The 16,456-nt window shown below is 76.6% G+C and carries 14 protein-coding genes and 1 pseudogene; 10 read left to right on the top strand and 5 right to left on the bottom strand.

Features of this window, described 5'->3' with window-relative positions; all coding sequences use genetic code 11:
• Positions 1–15: 15 nt before the first annotated feature.
• The 3 genes from ADK41_RS20215 to ADK41_RS20200 all read left to right on the top strand — a co-directional run bounded on the left by ADK41_RS20215 (position 16) and on the right by ADK41_RS20200 (position 3,370).
• A complete protein-coding gene (locus ADK41_RS20215; RefSeq protein WP_030833113.1) occupies positions 16–303 on the top strand; it encodes a BON domain-containing protein in 288 nt (95 codons plus the stop codon).
• A complete protein-coding gene (locus tag ADK41_RS20210) occupies positions 300–1,061 on the top strand; it encodes a metallophosphoesterase family protein (protein ID WP_030833111.1) in 762 nt (253 codons plus the stop codon). The genes ADK41_RS20215 and ADK41_RS20210 overlap by 4 nt, the downstream gene beginning before the upstream one ends.
• 935 nt (positions 1,062–1,996) lie before the next feature.
• Positions 1,997–3,370 carry a trypsin-like serine protease gene (locus ADK41_RS20200; RefSeq protein WP_030833106.1) on the top strand — a complete coding sequence of 458 codons (1,374 nt, stop codon included), beginning with the start codon at positions 1,997–1,999 and terminating at the stop codon, positions 3,368–3,370.
• A 186-nt stretch (positions 3,371–3,556) separates the two neighbouring features.
• Here ADK41_RS20200 and ADK41_RS20195 read toward each other — a convergent pair whose 3' ends face one another.
• Complete coding sequence (locus tag ADK41_RS20195) at positions 3,557–4,810, bottom strand: cytochrome P450 (RefSeq protein WP_030833103.1); 1,254 nt, start codon at positions 4,808–4,810, stop codon at positions 3,557–3,559.
• A gap of 172 nt (positions 4,811–4,982) precedes the next feature.
• Here ADK41_RS20195 and ADK41_RS20190 point away from each other — a divergent pair, with 172 nt between their 5' ends.
• The 7 genes from ADK41_RS20190 (at position 4,983) to rfaE2 (ending at position 13,055) form a co-directional block, all read left to right on the top strand.
• Positions 4,983–5,483, top strand: a complete 501-nt coding sequence (locus ADK41_RS20190) for a hypothetical protein (protein WP_030833100.1) — start codon at positions 4,983–4,985, stop codon at positions 5,481–5,483.
• Between the two features lie 308 nt (positions 5,484–5,791).
• Positions 5,792–6,754 (top strand): NAD-dependent epimerase/dehydratase family protein, encoded by a 963-nt coding sequence (locus ADK41_RS20185; protein WP_030833097.1) that lies wholly within the window; start codon positions 5,792–5,794, stop codon positions 6,752–6,754.
• 77 nt (positions 6,755–6,831) lie between these two features.
• Complete coding sequence (locus ADK41_RS20180; protein WP_030833094.1) at positions 6,832–8,499, top strand: carbamoyltransferase family protein; 1,668 nt, start codon at positions 6,832–6,834, stop codon at positions 8,497–8,499.
• Positions 8,496–9,560, top strand: a complete 1,065-nt coding sequence (locus ADK41_RS20175; protein ID WP_030833090.1) for a glycosyltransferase family 2 protein — start codon at positions 8,496–8,498, stop codon at positions 9,558–9,560. The genes ADK41_RS20180 and ADK41_RS20175 overlap by 4 nt, the downstream gene beginning before the upstream one ends.
• Before the next feature lie 142 nt (positions 9,561–9,702).
• On the top strand, positions 9,703–10,950 hold the full coding sequence (locus ADK41_RS20170; protein WP_030833088.1) for a glycosyltransferase: 1,248 nt from the start codon (positions 9,703–9,705) through the stop codon (positions 10,948–10,950).
• Between the two features lie 69 nt (positions 10,951–11,019).
• On the top strand, positions 11,020–11,646 hold the full coding sequence (locus ADK41_RS20165) for a D-sedoheptulose-7-phosphate isomerase (RefSeq protein ID WP_030833085.1): 627 nt from the start codon (positions 11,020–11,022) through the stop codon (positions 11,644–11,646).
• Complete coding sequence (rfaE2, locus tag ADK41_RS20160; RefSeq protein ID WP_030833082.1) at positions 11,643–13,055, top strand: D-glycero-beta-D-manno-heptose 1-phosphate adenylyltransferase; 1,413 nt, start codon at positions 11,643–11,645, stop codon at positions 13,053–13,055. Before ADK41_RS20165 ends, rfaE2 begins: the two co-directional genes overlap by 4 nt.
• A gap of 124 nt (positions 13,056–13,179) precedes the next feature.
• Here the strand turns inward: rfaE2 and ADK41_RS20155 are convergent, their stop codons facing one another.
• From ADK41_RS20155 to ADK41_RS20140, 4 genes and pseudogenes are all read right to left on the bottom strand, one after another.
• Positions 13,180–14,397 (bottom strand): MFS transporter, encoded by a 1,218-nt coding sequence (locus ADK41_RS20155; RefSeq protein WP_030833079.1) that lies wholly within the window; start codon positions 14,395–14,397, stop codon positions 13,180–13,182.
• Between the two features lie 371 nt (positions 14,398–14,768).
• Positions 14,769–15,309 (bottom strand): annotated as a pseudogene (locus ADK41_RS39550) (hemerythrin domain-containing protein); the annotation flags it as partial.
• 64 nt (positions 15,310–15,373) lie between these two features.
• A complete protein-coding gene (locus ADK41_RS20145; protein ID WP_030833075.1) occupies positions 15,374–15,907 on the bottom strand; it encodes a DoxX family protein in 534 nt (177 codons plus the stop codon).
• A gap of 72 nt (positions 15,908–15,979) precedes the next feature.
• Positions 15,980–16,303, bottom strand: coding sequence for a hypothetical protein (locus ADK41_RS20140; RefSeq protein WP_030833073.1), 324 nt, complete (start codon positions 16,301–16,303; stop codon positions 15,980–15,982).
• Positions 16,304–16,456: the final 153 nt, after the last annotated feature.

Raw genomic sequence — 16,456 nt, 5'->3', positions numbered from 1 at the left:
GCGGAAGGAACGCCCATGAACACCCACGACGCCGGACCGGCGGGCGGCGCACCGGCGGCGGCGAGCCCGGAGTACCGCATCGCCCACCTCCAGGACCGTCTCGCCTCCGGCGAACTCGGCGAACTCGGCGTGCGGGTCGAGGTCCGCGGCGGGGCCGTACTGGTCACCGGGACCGTCCCCTCGGCCCACTGCCGCGAGGAGGTCCTCGGCACGGTGCGCGAGGAGCTCACCGGACTCGAGGTGCACTGCGACATCGTGGTCAGCGAGACCGCGTCGCCCGACCACGCGGAGGAACTGTCATGATCCGGATCGCCGCCGTCGGCGACATCCACATGGGGCCCGACACCCGGGGCACCCTGCGCCCCGCGTTCGACACCCTGCCCGACTGCGCCGACCTGCTGCTGCTGGCCGGGGACCTCACCCGGCACGGCACCGTCGAGGAGGCCCGCGTGGTGGCCGACGAGATCCGGGGCCTGGGCGTCCCCGTGGTCGCCGTGCTCGGCAACCACGACCACCACGACGACCGGCAGGACGAGGTCACGGCCGTCCTGCGGGACGCCGGCGCCCATGTCCTGGAAGGTGAGTCGGCGGTGGTACGGGCCGGCGGCGCGCGCGTCGGGGTGGCCGGCACCAAGGGGTTCGGCGGCGGGTTCGTCGGGGCGAGCGCCGGGGAGTTCGGCGAGCCGGTGATGAAGGAGTTCGTCCGGGTCTCCCGCCGGTGCGCCGACGGCCTGCGGGCCTCGCTGGAGAAGCTGGACCGGGAGGGCTGCGACGCCCGGATCGCCCTCACCCACTACTCCCCCGTGCCGGAGACCCTGGCCGGGGAGCCGCTGGAGATCTATCCGTTCCTGGGCAGCTACCTGCTGGCCGAGGCGATCGACACGGCCGGCGCCGATCTCGCCGTGCACGGGCACGCGCACGCCGGCAGCGAGCACGGCATGACGACGGGCGGCGTGAAGGTGCGCAACGTGGCCCAGCCGGTCATCGGCCGCGCCTTCCACGTCTACCACCTGCCGGTCCGCGACCGCGCGGGCGCTGGCACGGGAGCGGCGACCGCCTGACCCACCGCTCCACCGTTCCAGCGCCGTCGGCCGTACCGGCGGCGCTTCTCTCCGCTCCGGGCCGGGTCCGTGTACCGCCTCCCGGGTGAACGCCCCGCACGGCCCGTGCCCTTCGCGCATTTCGTCTGCTTGGCGTGCAGGCTCCGTGTCCCGTGGCCCGGGTCGCCGCGCACGCGCCCGGGGCGCGGCCGCGCTCGCCCGGCCGCGCCGCCGCCGGCCGGGCCTACGGCGCCACCCCGCACGTTCCCGGTCCCGAACCGGACGGCCCGGCGCGCACCCTCACCGGGGACGCCCAGGAGCGCCGGCCGCTCGACGGGGGGCACGTCGACGGCGCTGTGGAACGTGATGCGCCGGCAGATGTGCTTCTCGCCGCGCGGGCCGGCCCCGAACGCCGAGGCGAAGGGCTCCATGGACGCCCGGGACGGCTACCGCGCCGCTCGCGGCCGTCCGGCCGCGGGCGCGAAGGCGGCCGGCGTCGCCGACTGGGCTGGTCCTCACCTGCGACGTCCGCGTCGCGTACGCCTTCGGCATCAAGGACGACTTCGACGACCCCGGCTCCGCCGTCCTGGGCACGGAGCCGACCTGCACCTCCGTCGCCGGCGGTCGCGACGGCGCGGAGCACCCGGCCCCCTGGGACACCTGCCTGCGGGCCGATCCCCACCTGAGGTTCCACGACGGCCGGCGCGGCCATGCGCGCATCGAGCCGGGCGTCGTCGCGCCCACGGCCGCCTCCTTCGTCACCGAGGTGGGTCCACCCGGTCCGACACCGGTCCGACCCGTCCGGGTGCCCGGAGTCGTCCGCGTGTACTGCACTTGGCGTCCACAGGTGTCCCGAACGCGGTAATCCCGGCGTGTCCTGACATCGTGTCGGATGCCACGGGCAAGGACTGAGTCTCCTCCGCAGCTTCGCACCCCGCCCGAAGGAGACGTACCGCATGGTCCTCAGACACGCCCGGGCCGCACGCCGGTCGGCGTTCACGGCGCTCGGCGCCCTCGTCCTCGCCGGACTCCCCTGTGCCGCGGCGGCCGACCCCGCGCCCGGGGCGGGGCCGGCGCCCGGCGCCGCCCAGACCCTCGGCGCCGACCGGCCGTCGCCCCACCTGCTCGCCGCCCTCCAGCGCGATCTGCGGCTGGACGAGGCCCAGGCCTCCGAGCGGCTGGTCAACGAGGCCGAGGCGGGCACCCGCGCGGGCCGGCTGCGCAACGCGCTCGGCGACCGGTTCGCCGGCGCCTGGGTGCAGGGCGCCACGTCCGAGGAGCTCACGGTCGCGACCACCGCCGCCGAGGACGTGCCGGCCATCGAGGCCCAGGGCGCCACGGCCGAGGTGGTGCGGCGGACGCTGGCCGGCCTGGAGGCGGACAAGGCGAAACTGGACGCGGCGGCCGAGCGCACCCGGTCCCTCGAGACGCCCGTCTGGTACGTCGACGTGCCGAAGAACCGGATCGTGGTGCAGGCGACCAGCCAGGAGGCCGGCGCCGCCTTCGTCAGGGCCGCGGGACTGGAGGGCGAGGACGTCGCCATCCGGATGACGACGGCCCGGCCGCGCCTGCTGCAGGACATCACCGGCGGCGACGCCTTCTACATCGACAACACCGCGCGCTGCTCCGTCGGTTTCTCCGTCACCGAGGGCGGGCGGGGCGGGTTCGTCACCGCCGGTCACTGCGGCGGGGCCGGCGCGACCACCACCGGGTACGACCGCACCGCGCAGGGCGTCTTCCAGGCCTCCACGTTCCCCGGCGAGGACATGGCGTGGGTGGCCACCGACGACCGGTGGACGCCCACGCCGGACGTCAAGGCGCAGGAGGGCCAGGAGGTGCAGGTCACCGGTTCGGCGCAGGCGCTCGTCGGGGCGTCGGTGTGCCGTTCCGGCTCGACCACCGGCTGGCACTGCGGAGTCATCGAGCAGCACGACACCAGCGTCCGGTACGCGCAGGGCACGGTGGACGGGCTGACCAGGACGACGGTGTGCGCGGAACCGGGCGACTCCGGCGGGCCGTTCGTGGCGGGCGCCCAGGCCCAGGGCGTCACCTCCGGCGGGTCCGGCGACTGCACCGCCGGAGGTACGACGTTCTACCAGCCGGTCAACCCGATCCTCGGCGACTTCGGTCTCACCCTGACCACCGCCGCCGCGGCGCGGACCGCGCCGGGTGGCCGGGACGACGGCGCGCAGGCGTGGGCCGAGGGCCGGGTCTACGAGGTGGGCGCCACGGTGACCCGTGACGGCGTGCGCTACCAGTGCCTGCAGACCCACCAGGCGCAGGGCGCGTGGGCGCCCGCCGGCACCCCGGCGCTGTGGCAGCGGCTGTGACGGTGTGACCGGTGCGGCGCCGGCGGCGGCCTCGACCGGGTCGGGAGCCGCCGCGGCGCCGACGACGCGGATTCCGGTGGGTTCCCGGGTGTTCCTCCGCTCCGGATCCGCCGGCGCCGGACGAGGCACGCCGCCTTTCCCGGACTCGCTCTCGCCGCCCCTTCGACGTGCCGGAGGGGCACGGCGTCACGAGGGGACGGCGGGCAGGCGTACGCCGGACAGGAGCACGCCGCTGTGCGGGCGGGTCGGGACCCGGTGCAGCGGTATCGTGAGGTTCTGCTCCGGCACCGTGTACTCCGTCCGGGCGAGCCGCACCGCGAGCGCCTCCAGCACGCCGACGGTGATGCCCTCGCCGGGGCAGCGGTGGCCGGCGGCCGGGTCCCCGCCGCCCTGCGGGATCAGTTCGTCGCGCTCCACGGGCCGTTCGAGGAAGCGCCGCGGGCGGAAGGCGTACGGATCGCCCCACAGCGACTCGTCGTGGTTCTGCCCGTACACGTCGAGCACCACCAGCCCGCCGGCCGGGACCCACTCGCCCCGCCAGTACAGGTCCCGGGCGGCCAGACCGCCGAGGAACGGCACGAACGGGTAGAAGCGGCGCACCTCGTGGGCGAACGCGGCGGTGAACGGGAGGTCGCCGTCCGCCAGGGGCGCGCGGTGCTCGGGCCACTTGTGCAGGGCGTGCGCGGTGAAGGCGACGAACCAGGCGACGGCGGTCGTCGGGCGGACGACGTTGAGCAGTTCCACCCCGGCGGTCTTCTCGTCGAGCGGTTCGCCGCCCGCGTCGCGGTGCCGGCACACCAGGTCGAGGACCGAGTCCGCGGGGGCGGTGACCGTGCCGGACCGTACGTCCCGCACCAGCCGGCCCAGCCGTTCCTCCTGCCGGGAGCGGGCGCGCCGGGCCCGCAGGTGGCGCGGTCCGGCGGTGGCGAAGCCGTCGACCATGGCGATCATGTCGCGGGCCGTCGCCTCGGCGTCGGCGTCGTCCAGGGGTATGCCGGCCCACCGGTGGACCCCGGTGGCGAGCACCGTGCTCGCCTCGTCGAAGAGCACGACCGAGCCGCGCCGGCTCCAGGCGGGTACGGCCTCGTCCCAGGCGGCGGTGGTGTGGTCGACGAGGCCGGCGATCCGGCCGGGTTCGAGCAGCGGCAGGAACAGGGACTTGCGGGTGCGGTGGGCGACGCCGTCCAGGGTGTGCACCGCCTCGTGGCCGAACAGGGTGGCGAGTACGGGTTCGGGGATGGCGCGGTGCCGGTGCACGTTCCGTTCGTCGTAGAAGAACCGCACCGCTTCGGGGCCGCGCAGGGCGAGTGCGGGCCGGCCCAGGATCCTGGTGCGGACCACGGGGCCGGGGGTGTCGCGCATCCGGTTGGGCAGCCAGGCGTAGCCCTCGGCCAGCAGCGGCAGGGTGCGGTCGATCAAGGGGCGGCTGAGTACGTCCATGGCCGCCGGGTGCCCCAGGGGGGTGCCGGAACACTCCGGGGGCGGGCGGGGCACCCGTTCGGATGTGGCCGGGGCCACGTGCCGAAGGAGGTCGGGGTCATATCGGGGCGGGTGGGGTGGAGGCTAGCGTTCCGTGCGGTCCCCTCCCCCCGGCAGCTCGGACGGCCCGACAGTGCAAGCAGATCTCTCCCCGGTCATCGCGGCGACCGCGCAGTGGCTGACCCGTTCCTTTCCCGCGCCCGGCGGGGCGCTGGCGGCCGCGCTGTGCGAGGTGCAGGCGCGGCAGGCGGTGACCGTCGCCGCGCGGCTGCGGTATCCGACGGAGATGGACGCCGCCCTGGTCGGGCTGGCGGGGCCGGGGGGTTCCGGGCGGCTCGACCGGGTCACCGGGGCGGATACGGGGGGCGGGGGCGAGGGCTGGCGTACGTGGGTCGACGAGGTCGTGGCGAGCTGGGCGGTGTGTCTGCTGGCCGACGCCCGGCTGGCGGTGACCGCGGTGACCGCGCTGGGTGGGGACGGGTGCGGCGAGTTCCGACGGCTGGTCGCGCCCGGTGAGGCGGACCGGGGTGCGGCGGCGTTGTTGCGGCATCCGGACCTGGTCGATCCGGTGGCGGGGCTTCACCGGTCGGCGCTTCTCGGGCGGCTCGATCCGGATGCCACGCTCGTGGGGTGAGCCCGCGGGTTCCCGCCGGGCCGGCGCCTTGCCGGGTGCCCGGCGTCGTGGTGGGCCGGGGGTGTTCGCGCGGCCCGGCGCCTGCGGGGTGCCCCGCGTCGGTGCGGGCCGGAGGGGGCGGCGCAACCCGGCGCCTGCGGGGTGCCGTCGCGCCCACCCGTGCCGCCCCAGCGACACGACTGCCCGCGGGAACGGTGGCACGGATGCCCGCGGTGAGCGGCGGACGGCCGGGCGGTCACGCTGGGTGGTTCACCGGAATGCAGTAGGCGGTCGTGCCGGGGGCGGGGGCGGGGGGCAGGGTGGGCGGCATGAGCACCGTCATATCCCGGAAGTGGGAGCACGCCGTCGTCACCGGTGGCGCGGGATTCGTCGGCTCCCATCTGTGTGCCGCCCTGCTCGACGCGGGCGCCGCCGTCACCTGCGTGGACGACCTCAGCACCGGCCGGCCGGAGAACATCGCCCCGCTGCTCGAACGGCCCGGGTTCACGCTGGTGCGCGCCAACGTGGCGCAGGAGCTGCCGGTCGGCCGACCGCCCGACCTGGTGCTGCACTTCGCCTCCCCCGCCTCCCCCGCGGACTACCTGCGACTGCCGCTGCACACCATGGAGACGGGCAGTCTCGGCACCCGCAACGCCCTGAAGCTCGCCCACGACGCCGAGGCCCGCTTCGTCCTCGCCTCCACCTCGGAGGTCTACGGCGACCCACAGCAGAATCCGCAGGACGAACGGTACTGGGGCCACGTCAACCCGGTCGGCCCGCGCAGTGTCTACGACGAGGCCAAGCGCTTCGGCGAGGCGCTGACCACCGCCCACGCGGAGACCGGCGGCACGGACACCTGCATCGTGCGGCTGTTCAACACCTACGGCCCGCGGATGCGCGGCCACGACGGCCGCGCCGTGCCCACCTTCGTCCGGCAGGCCCTGGCCGGCGAACCCCTCACCGTGACCGGTGACGGTCTGCAGACCCGCTCGCTGTGCTACGTCGACGACACGGTGGCCGGCGTCCTCGCGGCGGCCGGCCACGGCATGCGCGGCCCCGTCAACATCGGCAACCCCGGCGAGATCACCATGCTCGCCCTGGCCCGTCTCGTCATCGCGCTCACCGGTTCCCGTTCGGAGATCCGCTACATCGAACGCCCGGTGGACGACCCGGCCGTGCGCTGCCCGGACATCACGCTGGCCCGCGACAAGCTGGGCTGGGAGCCCCTGGTCGGCGCCGAGGAAGGGCTGCGCCGCACGATCGACTGGTTCCGCGCCGAAGTACGCCGCTGAGCGCGGCCGTCCCCGCCGGCCCAGGGCGCCGCGGTCCCAGCACCCGGTCGCCCGATCCGCGAAAGGCCCGTCCGCCCATGCGCATCCTCGGTATCAACGCCCTCTTCCACGACCCCGCGGCCGCCCTGGTGATCGACGGGCGGACCGTCGCCGCCGCGGAGGAGGAGAGGTTCTCCCGGCGCAAGCACGGCAAGCGTCCGCTGCCGTTCTCCGCCTGGGAGCTGCCCGAGCAGGCCGCCGCCTGGTGTCTGAAGCGGGCCGGGCTGCGGCCCGAGGACCTCGACGCGGTCGCCTACTCCTTCGACCCCGCGCTGGCCCGCCCCGCCGACGCGATGGGCCTGGACGACCCGTGGGACCACCTGCGGCTCACCTACGCGCGGGAGGCCCCCGGCTTCCTGCGGACCGCGCTGCCGGGTCTGGACCCCGAGACCGTGCGCTTCGTGCCGCATCACATGGCGCACGCCGCCTCCGGCGCCTTCGCCGCGCCGGACGCCGGGGACTGCTGCGTCCTCGTGCTGGACGGCCGCGGCGAACGCGCCTCCCACCTCGCCGCCCGCCGTGTGGGCGACCGGCTCGAGCCCCTGCGCGCGCAGGACCTCCCCCACTCGCTCGGCCTGGTCTACGAGGAACTCACCGAGCACCTCGGCTTCCTGCGCTCCTGTGACGAGTTCAAGGTGATGGCCCTCGCCTCCCACGGCACCCCGCGCATGCTGCCCGAACTGCGCCGGTACGTGTACCCGACCGGTGACGGCGGCTTCCACGCCACCGGCGTGCCCTGGGACGAACTGTGCGCGCCGCGCGGCCCGGACGAACCGTGGACCCGGGACCACGCCGACGTCGCCGCGAGCGCGCAGGCGGTGCTGGAGGAGACCCTGCTGGACCTGGTGCGCTGGCTGCACGGCCGTACCCACGGCTCGGTGCTCACCCTCGCCGGAGGCGTCGCCCTGAACTGCGTCGCCAACTCCCGCGTCGCCCGCGAGGGCCCGTTCTCCCGGGTGTGGGTGCAGCCCGCGGCCGGGGACGCGGGGACCGCGCTGGGCGGCGCCCTGCTGCTGTCGGCCGGCGCCGGCGACGGGCCGGAGCCCATGACCGGCGCCGACCTCGGCCGGGACTGGTCCGACGCGGAGCTGGGAGCCTGGCTGAAGACGGCCGCCGTGCCCTTCGAGCGGCCGGCCGACATCGCCGCCACCGTGGCCCGGACGCTGGCCGGCAACGGCATCGTCGCCTGGTTCCAGGGGCGCGGCGAGTACGGCCCCCGGGCGCTCGGCCACCGCTCCCTGCTGGCCCATCCCGGGCACGCGGGCAACCTGGAGCGGCTCAACGACGTCAAGGGACGCGAGCAGTTCCGCCCGGTCGCGCCGATGGTGCTCGCCGACCGGGCCGCCGCGCTCTTCGACGGGCCGCTGCCCAGCCCGTACATGCTGTTCGTGCACGACGTGGCGCCCGCCTGGCGGGAGCGCATCCCGGCCGTGGTGCACGTCGACGGCACCGCCCGCATCCAGACGGTCGACCCGGGGCGCGAGCCCCTGGTGGCGCGCGTGCTGAGCGAGTTCGAACGGCTGACCGGGCTGCCCGTGGTCGTCAACACCAGCCTCAACACGGCGGGCCGGCCGATGGTGGACGACCCGCGCGACGCCCTGGAGTGCTTCGGCTCCTCCCCCGTCGACCTGCTGGCCATCGGCCCCTACGCGATCCGGCGCGGCGATCTGTTCCGCTCCGGCGACGACGGCGAGGGCGTGCGGTGACCGGGCCGGTCGCCCCGGACGGGGAGTACGCGGTGGTGGTGCCGACGCTCGGCCGGCCCTGCCTCGGGCGGTGTCTGCGGGCGCTGGCCGAGGCGGACGGGCCCGGCCCGGCACGGGTCGTGGTGGTCGACGACCGTCCGGACCCGGCCGGTGCGCCGCTGACCGCCGCCGTTCCGCCGTCGCTGCGCTCGCGCACCCTCGTCGTGCCCGGCGGGGCGCGGGGCCCGGCCGCCGCCCGCAACACCGGGTGGCGGGCCGCCGGGGACGCGCCGTGGATCGTCTTCCTCGACGACGACGTGGTGCCCGGCCCCACCTGGGCCGACGACCTCGCGCTCGACCTCGCCGGGGCGAGCGTCGCGACCGCCGGGATCAGCGCCCTGATCGAGGTGCCGCTGCCGCCGGACCGGCCGCCCACCGACTGGGAGCGGGTCACCGCCGGGCTCGCCCGGGCCCGCTGGATCACCGCCGACATGGCGTACCGCCGCCGGGCGCTGGAGGCCGTCGGCGGTTTCGACGAACGGTTCCGCAGGGCCTTCCGGGAGGACGCGGACCTGGCGCTGCGGGTGTTCGACGCCGGCTGGACGCTGTCCGAGGGCCGCCGCACCACCGCCCATCCGGTACGGCCCGCCGGGCGCTGGGTCTCCGTACGGACCCAGGCGGGCAACGCCGACGACGTGCTGATGACCAGGCTGCACGGGCGCGGCTGGTGGCGGCGGGCACAGGCTCCCCGGGGCCGTCTGCCGCTGCACCTGGCGGTGACCGCGGCGGGTCTGACGGCGACGGGCTGCGCGCTGTCCGGCCGGCCGCTCGCGGCGGTGGCGTGTGCCACCGGGTGGCTGGCGGGGACCGCCGAGTTCGCCCTCGCCCGGATCCTGCCGGGTCCGCGCACCCGGGACGAGGTCATCACCATGGTCCTGACCAGCGCGCTCATCCCGCCCGCCGCGACCTGGCACTGGTCGCGCGGCCTTGTCGTCCACCGCCCGGCCCGGTCCCGTACGCACCGGGCCGGGCCGCCCGCACCGGCGCCCCGCCCGGGGGCCGGCGAACGGCAGCCCTCGTGATCCGCCCGGCCGGGGCCGCCGCCCGCCGGCCCGGCGGACCCGTGGCGTCCGGGGCGGGGGCGCGGGGAGCGGACGGGCCGAGGAGCGGCCGTACGAACATTCCGTCGCGGCCCGTGCCGCGACCGCTCACGGAGGTGCGCCCATGAACCCCGCTTCCGCCCCCCTCCCCCCGGGCGTGCTGTCCATCGCCCTGGTCTCGGAGCACGCGAGTCCGCTCGCCGCCCTCGGCGGGGTGGACGCCGGCGGGCAGAACGTCCACGTCGCCGCCCTGGCCGGGGCGCTCGCCGACCGCGGCCACCGCGTCACCGTGCACACCCGCCGTGACGCGCCCGACCTGCCCGACCGGGTGACGCTGCGCGAGGGGGTCGAGGTGCACCACGTACCGGCGGGCCCCGCGCGGCCGGTCCCCAAGGACCGGCTGCTGCCGTACATGGACGAGTTCGGGCGCTGTCTGGCCCGGGTGTGGCGGGCGCGCACCCCGGACGTGGCGCACTCGCACTACTGGATGTCGGGGCTGGCCTCGCTGGGGGCGGCCCGGGAACTGGGGCTGCCGCTGCTGCACACGTACCACGCGCTGGGCACGGTGAAGCGCCGGCACCAGCGGCTCGCCGACACCAGTCCGCCGGAGCGGATCGGCTGCGAGATCGAGGTGGGGCTGGGCTGCGACCGTGTCGTCGCCACCTGCCGGGACGAGGTCGCCGAGCTGATCCGGATGGGCGTCCCGGCACACCGGATCGGCGTCGTGCCCTGCGGCGTCGACACGGAACGGTTCTCGCCGGTGGGCCCGGTCGCACCGCGCGGCCCGCTGCGGTACCGGCTGGTGCAGCTCGGGCGGCTGGTGCCGCGCAAGGGCGCCGCGGTGTCGGTGGCCGCGCTGGCCCGGCTGCCCGACACCGAGCTGCTGGTGGTCGGCGGTCCCCCTGCGGACCGCCTCGACGCCGACCCGGAGGTGCGCCGGCTGCGCGACGTCGCGCGGGACGCCGGGGTCGCCGGCCGGGTCCGGTTCACCGGCGGGGTGGACGCCGGGCGGGTGCCGGCGCTGCTGCGCTCCGCCGACGTGGTGCTGTGCCCCGCCGACTACGAGCCCTTCGGGATCGTCCCGCTGGAGGCCATGGCCTGCGGCCGTCCGGTGGTGGCCAGCGCGGTCGGCGGGCAGCTCGACACGGTCGCCGATCCCGGCACCGGCCGGCTGGTGCCGCCCGGCGACCCCGAGGCGCTGGCCCGGACCGTGGCCGGTCTGCTCGCCGACCCGGCGGCCCGTCGGGCGTGCGGGGCGGCCGGCCGCCGCCGGGTGCTCAGCCGCTACGGCTGGGCGCGGATCGCCGCGGCCACCGAGACGGCGTACTGCGAGGTCCTCGACGCCGAGCCCGCCACGACCGGGACCGGCTGACCCGCCGGCGTCCGATGCTGGAAGGAGGTGCGGGCCCCGCCGCCGTCGAGGCGGTGCGCCCGGAACACCATGACCGAACACCCCGCGCTCGACGCCGCCCGGCTGCACTGCCGGTCGCTCCAGGAGTCCCTCGACGGCTTCTGCCGGAGCGGCCTGCCCCGGATCGCGGACTGGGGCGGACGCCTCGCCGCCGTCCTCACCGACGGCGGACGGCTGCTGGCCGCCGGCAACGGCGGCAGCGCCGCCCAGGCCCAGCACCTGACCGCCGAACTGGTCGGCCGCTACCGCAGGGAGCGGCGCGCCTACTCGGCGCTCGCCCTGCACGCGGAGACCTCCAGTGTCACCGCCATCGGCAACGACTACGGCTTCGACCACGTCTACGCCCGCCAGGTGACCGCCCATGGGCGTCCCGGCGACGTGCTGATGCTGCTGTCCACCTCGGGCCGCAGCGCCAATCTGATCGCGGCGGCGGTGACCGCCCGGCAGGCCGGGCTGCGGGTCTGGGCGCTCACCGGGCCCGGCCCGAACCCGCTGGCGGAGGCCGTGGACGAGGCGCTGTGCGTGGCGGCGGGCAGCACCGCGACCGTCCAGGAGACGCATCTGGTCGCCGTGCACCTGCTCTGCGAGTGTTTCGACGCCGCCGTGGCCGCGCCTTTGGCGCGCAGTGCGGCGGCCGTTCCCGGGAGGATGTCATGACCGGTCCGAAGCCGCTGGTGGTGGTGGGGGACGTCCTGCTCGACGAGGACATCGAGGGGGTCGCGACCCGGCTGGCCCCGGACGCGCCCGCCCCGGTCGTCGACGTCACCGGTGACCGCCGGCATCCGGGCGGGGCCGGGCTGGCCGCCGCGCTCGCGGCCCGCGGCGGCCGGGACGTGGTGCTGGTGACCGCGCTCGGCGACGACCCGGCCAGCGAGGCCGTGCGCCGGGAGCTCGGCGGCCGGGTCCGGCTCCTCGAGCTGCCGCTGCACGGCACGCTGCCGGTGAAGACGCGGGTGCTGGCGGGCGGGCGGCCCGTGGTGCGCATCGACCGGGGCGGCGGGACGCCCGGCGAGCCGGACGACGCGGTGCGCGAGGCGCTCGCGGGCGCGCACGCCGTCCTCGTCGCGGACTACGGGCGGCACACCGCGGGGGCCGTGCGTCCGCACCTGGTGGACGCGGCCCGGCGCACGCCCCTGGTGTGGGACCCGCATCCCCAGGGGGACCCCCCGGTGCCGGGGGCGCGCCTCGTCACGCCCAACGCGGCGGAGGCGGTCGCCCTGTGCGTGGACGCGCCGGGGGTGTCCGGGGCGTCGCTGGGCGCCTTCGCCGAGCGCGGGGCGGTACTGGCGGAGCGCTGGCGGGCGGCGGGGGTCGCGGTGACGCTCGGGGACCGCGGGGTGCTGCTGACCCGGCCCGGCGGGGGTACGCCGATGCTGATCCCGGCGCCGTTCCGGGCGGACGGCGACCCGTGCGGCGCGGGCGATCGCTTCGCGGCGACGACGGTCGCGGCGCTGGCCGACGGACTGCTGCCGGAGGAGGCGCTGCAGCGGGCGGTCGCCGACGCGGCGGCGTTCGTCGCGGCGGGCGGGGCGGGGAACCCGGACCTGTGGCACGCGCCGGCCGTACCGGGCCCCGCGCACGATCCGGCCGCCGACGCGTTCGAGCTGGCGGAGGGGGTGCGGGCGCGCGGGGGGACGGTGGTCGCCACGGGGGGCTGCTTCGATCTGGTGCACGCGGGGCACGTCGGGCTGCTGGAGAGCGCGCGGCGGGTCGGCGACTGTCTGATCGTGTGCCTGAACTCCGATGCGTCGGTCACGCGCCGGAAGGGGGCGGGGCGGCCGCTGACGCCGGTGGCGGACCGGGTGAGGGTGCTGGCGGCGCTGGGGAGCGTGGACGCGGTGGTGGTCTTCGAGGAGGACACGCCCGAGGCGGTGCTGGGGCGGTTGCGGCCCGATGTGTGGGTGAAGGGCGGGGACTACTCCGTGCAGGAGCTGCCGGAGGCGGAGGTGTTGCGGTCCTGGGGCGGGCAGGCGGTGGTGCTGCCGTATCTGGACGGGCGGTCCACGACGCTGCTGGCCCGGCGAGCGGCGCGGGCGGCGGTTTCCCTTCGGGCGCCGCAGGGGTGAGCGGAGGGCGAGGGCGGGGAGGTTTTCGCCCCCCTCCGCCCCTACCCTTCCCGTCCCTGGGGCTGCGCCCCCGACCCCCTTCCGGCCCTTCGGGCCTCGTCCTCGAACGCCGGACAGGCCGTGGTCACGCCGCTGTCTCCAAGGTCTGGGGCCGGAGAGCGGCCGGGGCCTGGGTGCGGCGGGTGTGGAGGAGGTGGCCGGCCGCGATCGAGGCGGCGATGACCAGGCCGCCGGTGATCAGGGCGCCGCGGGGTCCGGCGAGTTCCATGAGGAGGCCCAGGGCGGGCGGGCCGCCCAGGCCCCACACGGTGCCGACGCTGCCCCAGACGCCGAGCACGCGTCCGCGCAGGTGGGCGGGCGGGTCGGTCTGCAGGACGGCCGTTCCGGCGGTGTCGGAGACGGACTCGACGACGGCCATGGGCAGCACCAGCACGAGCAGCACGGCCAGCGAGGGTGACATCCCCGCCACCACCTGCAGCAGCGCGCCCGTCGCCGCGAGGGCGCCGACCAGCCGCACGGACGGCCGGCGCAGCCGCGCCCCGAGCACCGCGCCGAGGATGCCGCCGACCGCGAGGACGGTGGACACCGTGCCGAACGCCCCGGCGCCGCCCGCGAGCGGCCCGGTGACCAGGACGGCGAGCGTGAGCCCGTAGTTGCGGCCGAAGACCGCGCTGACGCCGGTCACCCCGGCGAGCGCGAGCAGCCGGGGCCGGCGGACGAAGAAGGCGAGCCCCTCGCGGACGGTCATGGCGCTCCCCCGGCGCGCGCCCTTCCCGACGACCTGCCGGACCGCGCCCGCGGCCGGGCGCAGGAACGGGATGACCGCGGTCACGAACAGGAAGGAGAGACCGTTGGCGAAGTAGGCGGCGGCCGTGCCGAGGAACCCGACGGTCACGCCGGCGAGCGCGGCGCCCGCGAGCCGGCCCGCGTTGAACACCAGCGCGCCCACCCCGATGGCGGAGGGCACGTCCTCGGCGGGGACGAGGTCGTTGCCCAGCAGGGCGCACGCCGGGTTGTCGACGGTGGCGACCACGCCGGTGACGGCGGCCAGCGCCATCAGGGACGTCATGTCGAGCCGGTCGAGCGCCACCAGGGCGGCCGTGGTGAACGCGATCAGGGCCAGCAGCGCCTGGCTCACGGCGGCCGTCAGCCTCCGCGGCCAGCGGTCGACCGCCGCGCCGCCGAGGACGCTCATGAGCAGCGCCGGGGCGGCCTGCACGGACATGGACAGGCCGGTGGCCGCGGCGGACCCGGTGATCTGCAGGACCAGCAGGTTCTGCACCGTGAGCTGCATCCACGTACCGGCGTTGGACACGAAGTTCGCGACGGACCACCAGCGCATGCTGCGGTGCCGCAGGGAGCGCCAGGGCGAGCGGGACCCGGGGTGGGCGGGGGTGGGCGGGGAAGACACAGTGGCGCCACTCGGAGGGACGAGTCGGAGGACTCAGCGGAGGGGGTGCGGGAGGCGGAACGCCGGCTGCGCTGCGCGGCGGCTCCCCTCACCCGGACAGGGCGCGGCCCATCGTGGCAGAAGGGGCGGCCGAGTCGTTTCCGCGCGGCCGGGGAGTACGGGGGCGCGGGCGTCAAGGGGGCGGTGCGGGCGGTGACTTGGGGGGTGAGTGCGGTTGCTCACAACGACCGGGGCAGGCAGGGGCCCGGTGTCCCGGCGCCGGGTCCCCGCTCCACATGCCCCTGTGTGCCCCCGCGCCGGCCGGGCTTCCGGCGTCCGCTCAGCGCGCCCCGGACCCGGTCCGCCGTTCCGGCGCCCGGCGCCGGCGGCTTGTCCGGGGCGGCCGAGTCGGGGCCGTCCTCTTCGCCTGCCGGACCTGGTCACCGAGCCGGTCGAGCTGCTCCGGGGCGCGGGAGGCGCGCGGCATCGGGAACGGGTTCCGCTCCTCGTCGGCGACGGGCTCGCGGATCTCGCTCATCAGCGTGCCGGTGAGCCGGTCGAACTCGGGATCGCCCGCGTCGCGGCCCCCGGGTCCTTCATCGTCCGCTCAACCGTGGTGTGGTCCCCGAGTTCACGGTCGGCCGGCGCCTCCCCGTTCTCCATGTGCTCCCGCACGGCCGGGTGGGGGCACGCCTCCTCGGGCGCCGAGTGCCGGATCGGCTCGATGGCGGCCTGGCCGGCGTGCACCTCGCGGTCCCCGGGGCCGGGCGGCGGCTCCCCGGTCCTGCCGAGGAGTTCCTCGACCTCCCGGTGATCGGTCACCGGTTCGTCGATGACGTCGCCTCCGTGTCCCCTGTCCCTCACCTCCGGTTCGTGGTGGCGCCGGCCGGGTCCCCCCGCCCCCGGGGAGCCGACGCGGCCCGGCGGATCAGCGGGACAGCTTGGCCCGGACCCGGCCGGCCGCCGCGGCGGGGGCGGCCCCGGCCCGGACGGACCGGCGTACGAGGTGGGCGTCGCGGCGCAGATCATGAGCGGCGTGCCGGCTCCGCCAGAGCAGCGAGGGGGCGGCGCCGGTGTCGTCGGCGGCGATCAGCAGACCGCCGAGCATGGACAGGTTCTTCAGGAAGTGGATGCGCTGCTGCATGCGCTGACCGGGGTCCTCCTCCTCCCAGAAGCGGTGGGCGGCCAGCGTCGTGGGCACGAGCGTGACGGCGAGGGCGAGCGCCGCCGGACGGGACAGGCGCCCCGTGGCCAGCAGCAGCCCGCCCACGACCTGGACGGCGCCGCTCAGGCGCACGGCGTCCTCGGTGCGGTCCGGCAGCACCGCGACGCGATCGGTGACGGGCTTGACGACGGACTCGGCGGCCGGGGCGACGTTCTGGGGGTTGCGGACGGAATCCAGTCCGCCCGCGACGAACATCGACGCCAGCATCGGCCGGCCGAGGACGCGCAACAGACTCATGCCTTCTCCTGGAGGTGTGAACGATGGAGGTGCGCCGGGTTCCCCGCCGGGCGGGGGCCATGCGGCGCGCCCTCACCAGAAGCGGGTGGTGAGGGCGGGCCGGTGGACGGCCTGCACGGCGTCGCGCAGGCGCAGGGCGACGCCGATGGTGGTGCGCAGGACCGAGGGCCGTACGGTCTGGGCGGTCTCCGTGGCCAGGACCAGCAGGCAGCCGGCCGCCTGTTCCACCACGGACACCGGGAAGGTGTAGTCGCTGTCGGCGGCCGCGCGGAACGCCTTCAGCGGGATCCCGGCGCCGTCGACGGTCCGCCGGGCGGCCTGCTCCAGATGCTGTGCGGCCTGTTCGCACAGTGCGGCGGGCAGGGTGAGGGTGCGCTGGAACGATGAACTCGTCATGCTCCGAGTGCTCCCCCGGCGCGGTTTCCTTCGATCGGCGGCGGCCGGGATTTCACCGTCCCGCGTGACCGGCCGACGGCGAACGCGGGCGTGCGCAGGGCTCGTACCCTGGGCACGAACGCCCGTCCGCGCGGCTGTGCGTCGTCCGTACGT

It is taken from the genome of Streptomyces caelestis (assembly GCF_001279005.1).
In the GTDB taxonomy this organism is placed as follows: Bacteria; Actinomycetota; Actinomycetes; order Streptomycetales; family Streptomycetaceae; genus Streptomyces; species Streptomyces heliomycini.
The sequence above is the reverse complement of the archived record's forward strand: the minus strand, read 5'-3'. Positions and strand labels throughout refer to the sequence as shown.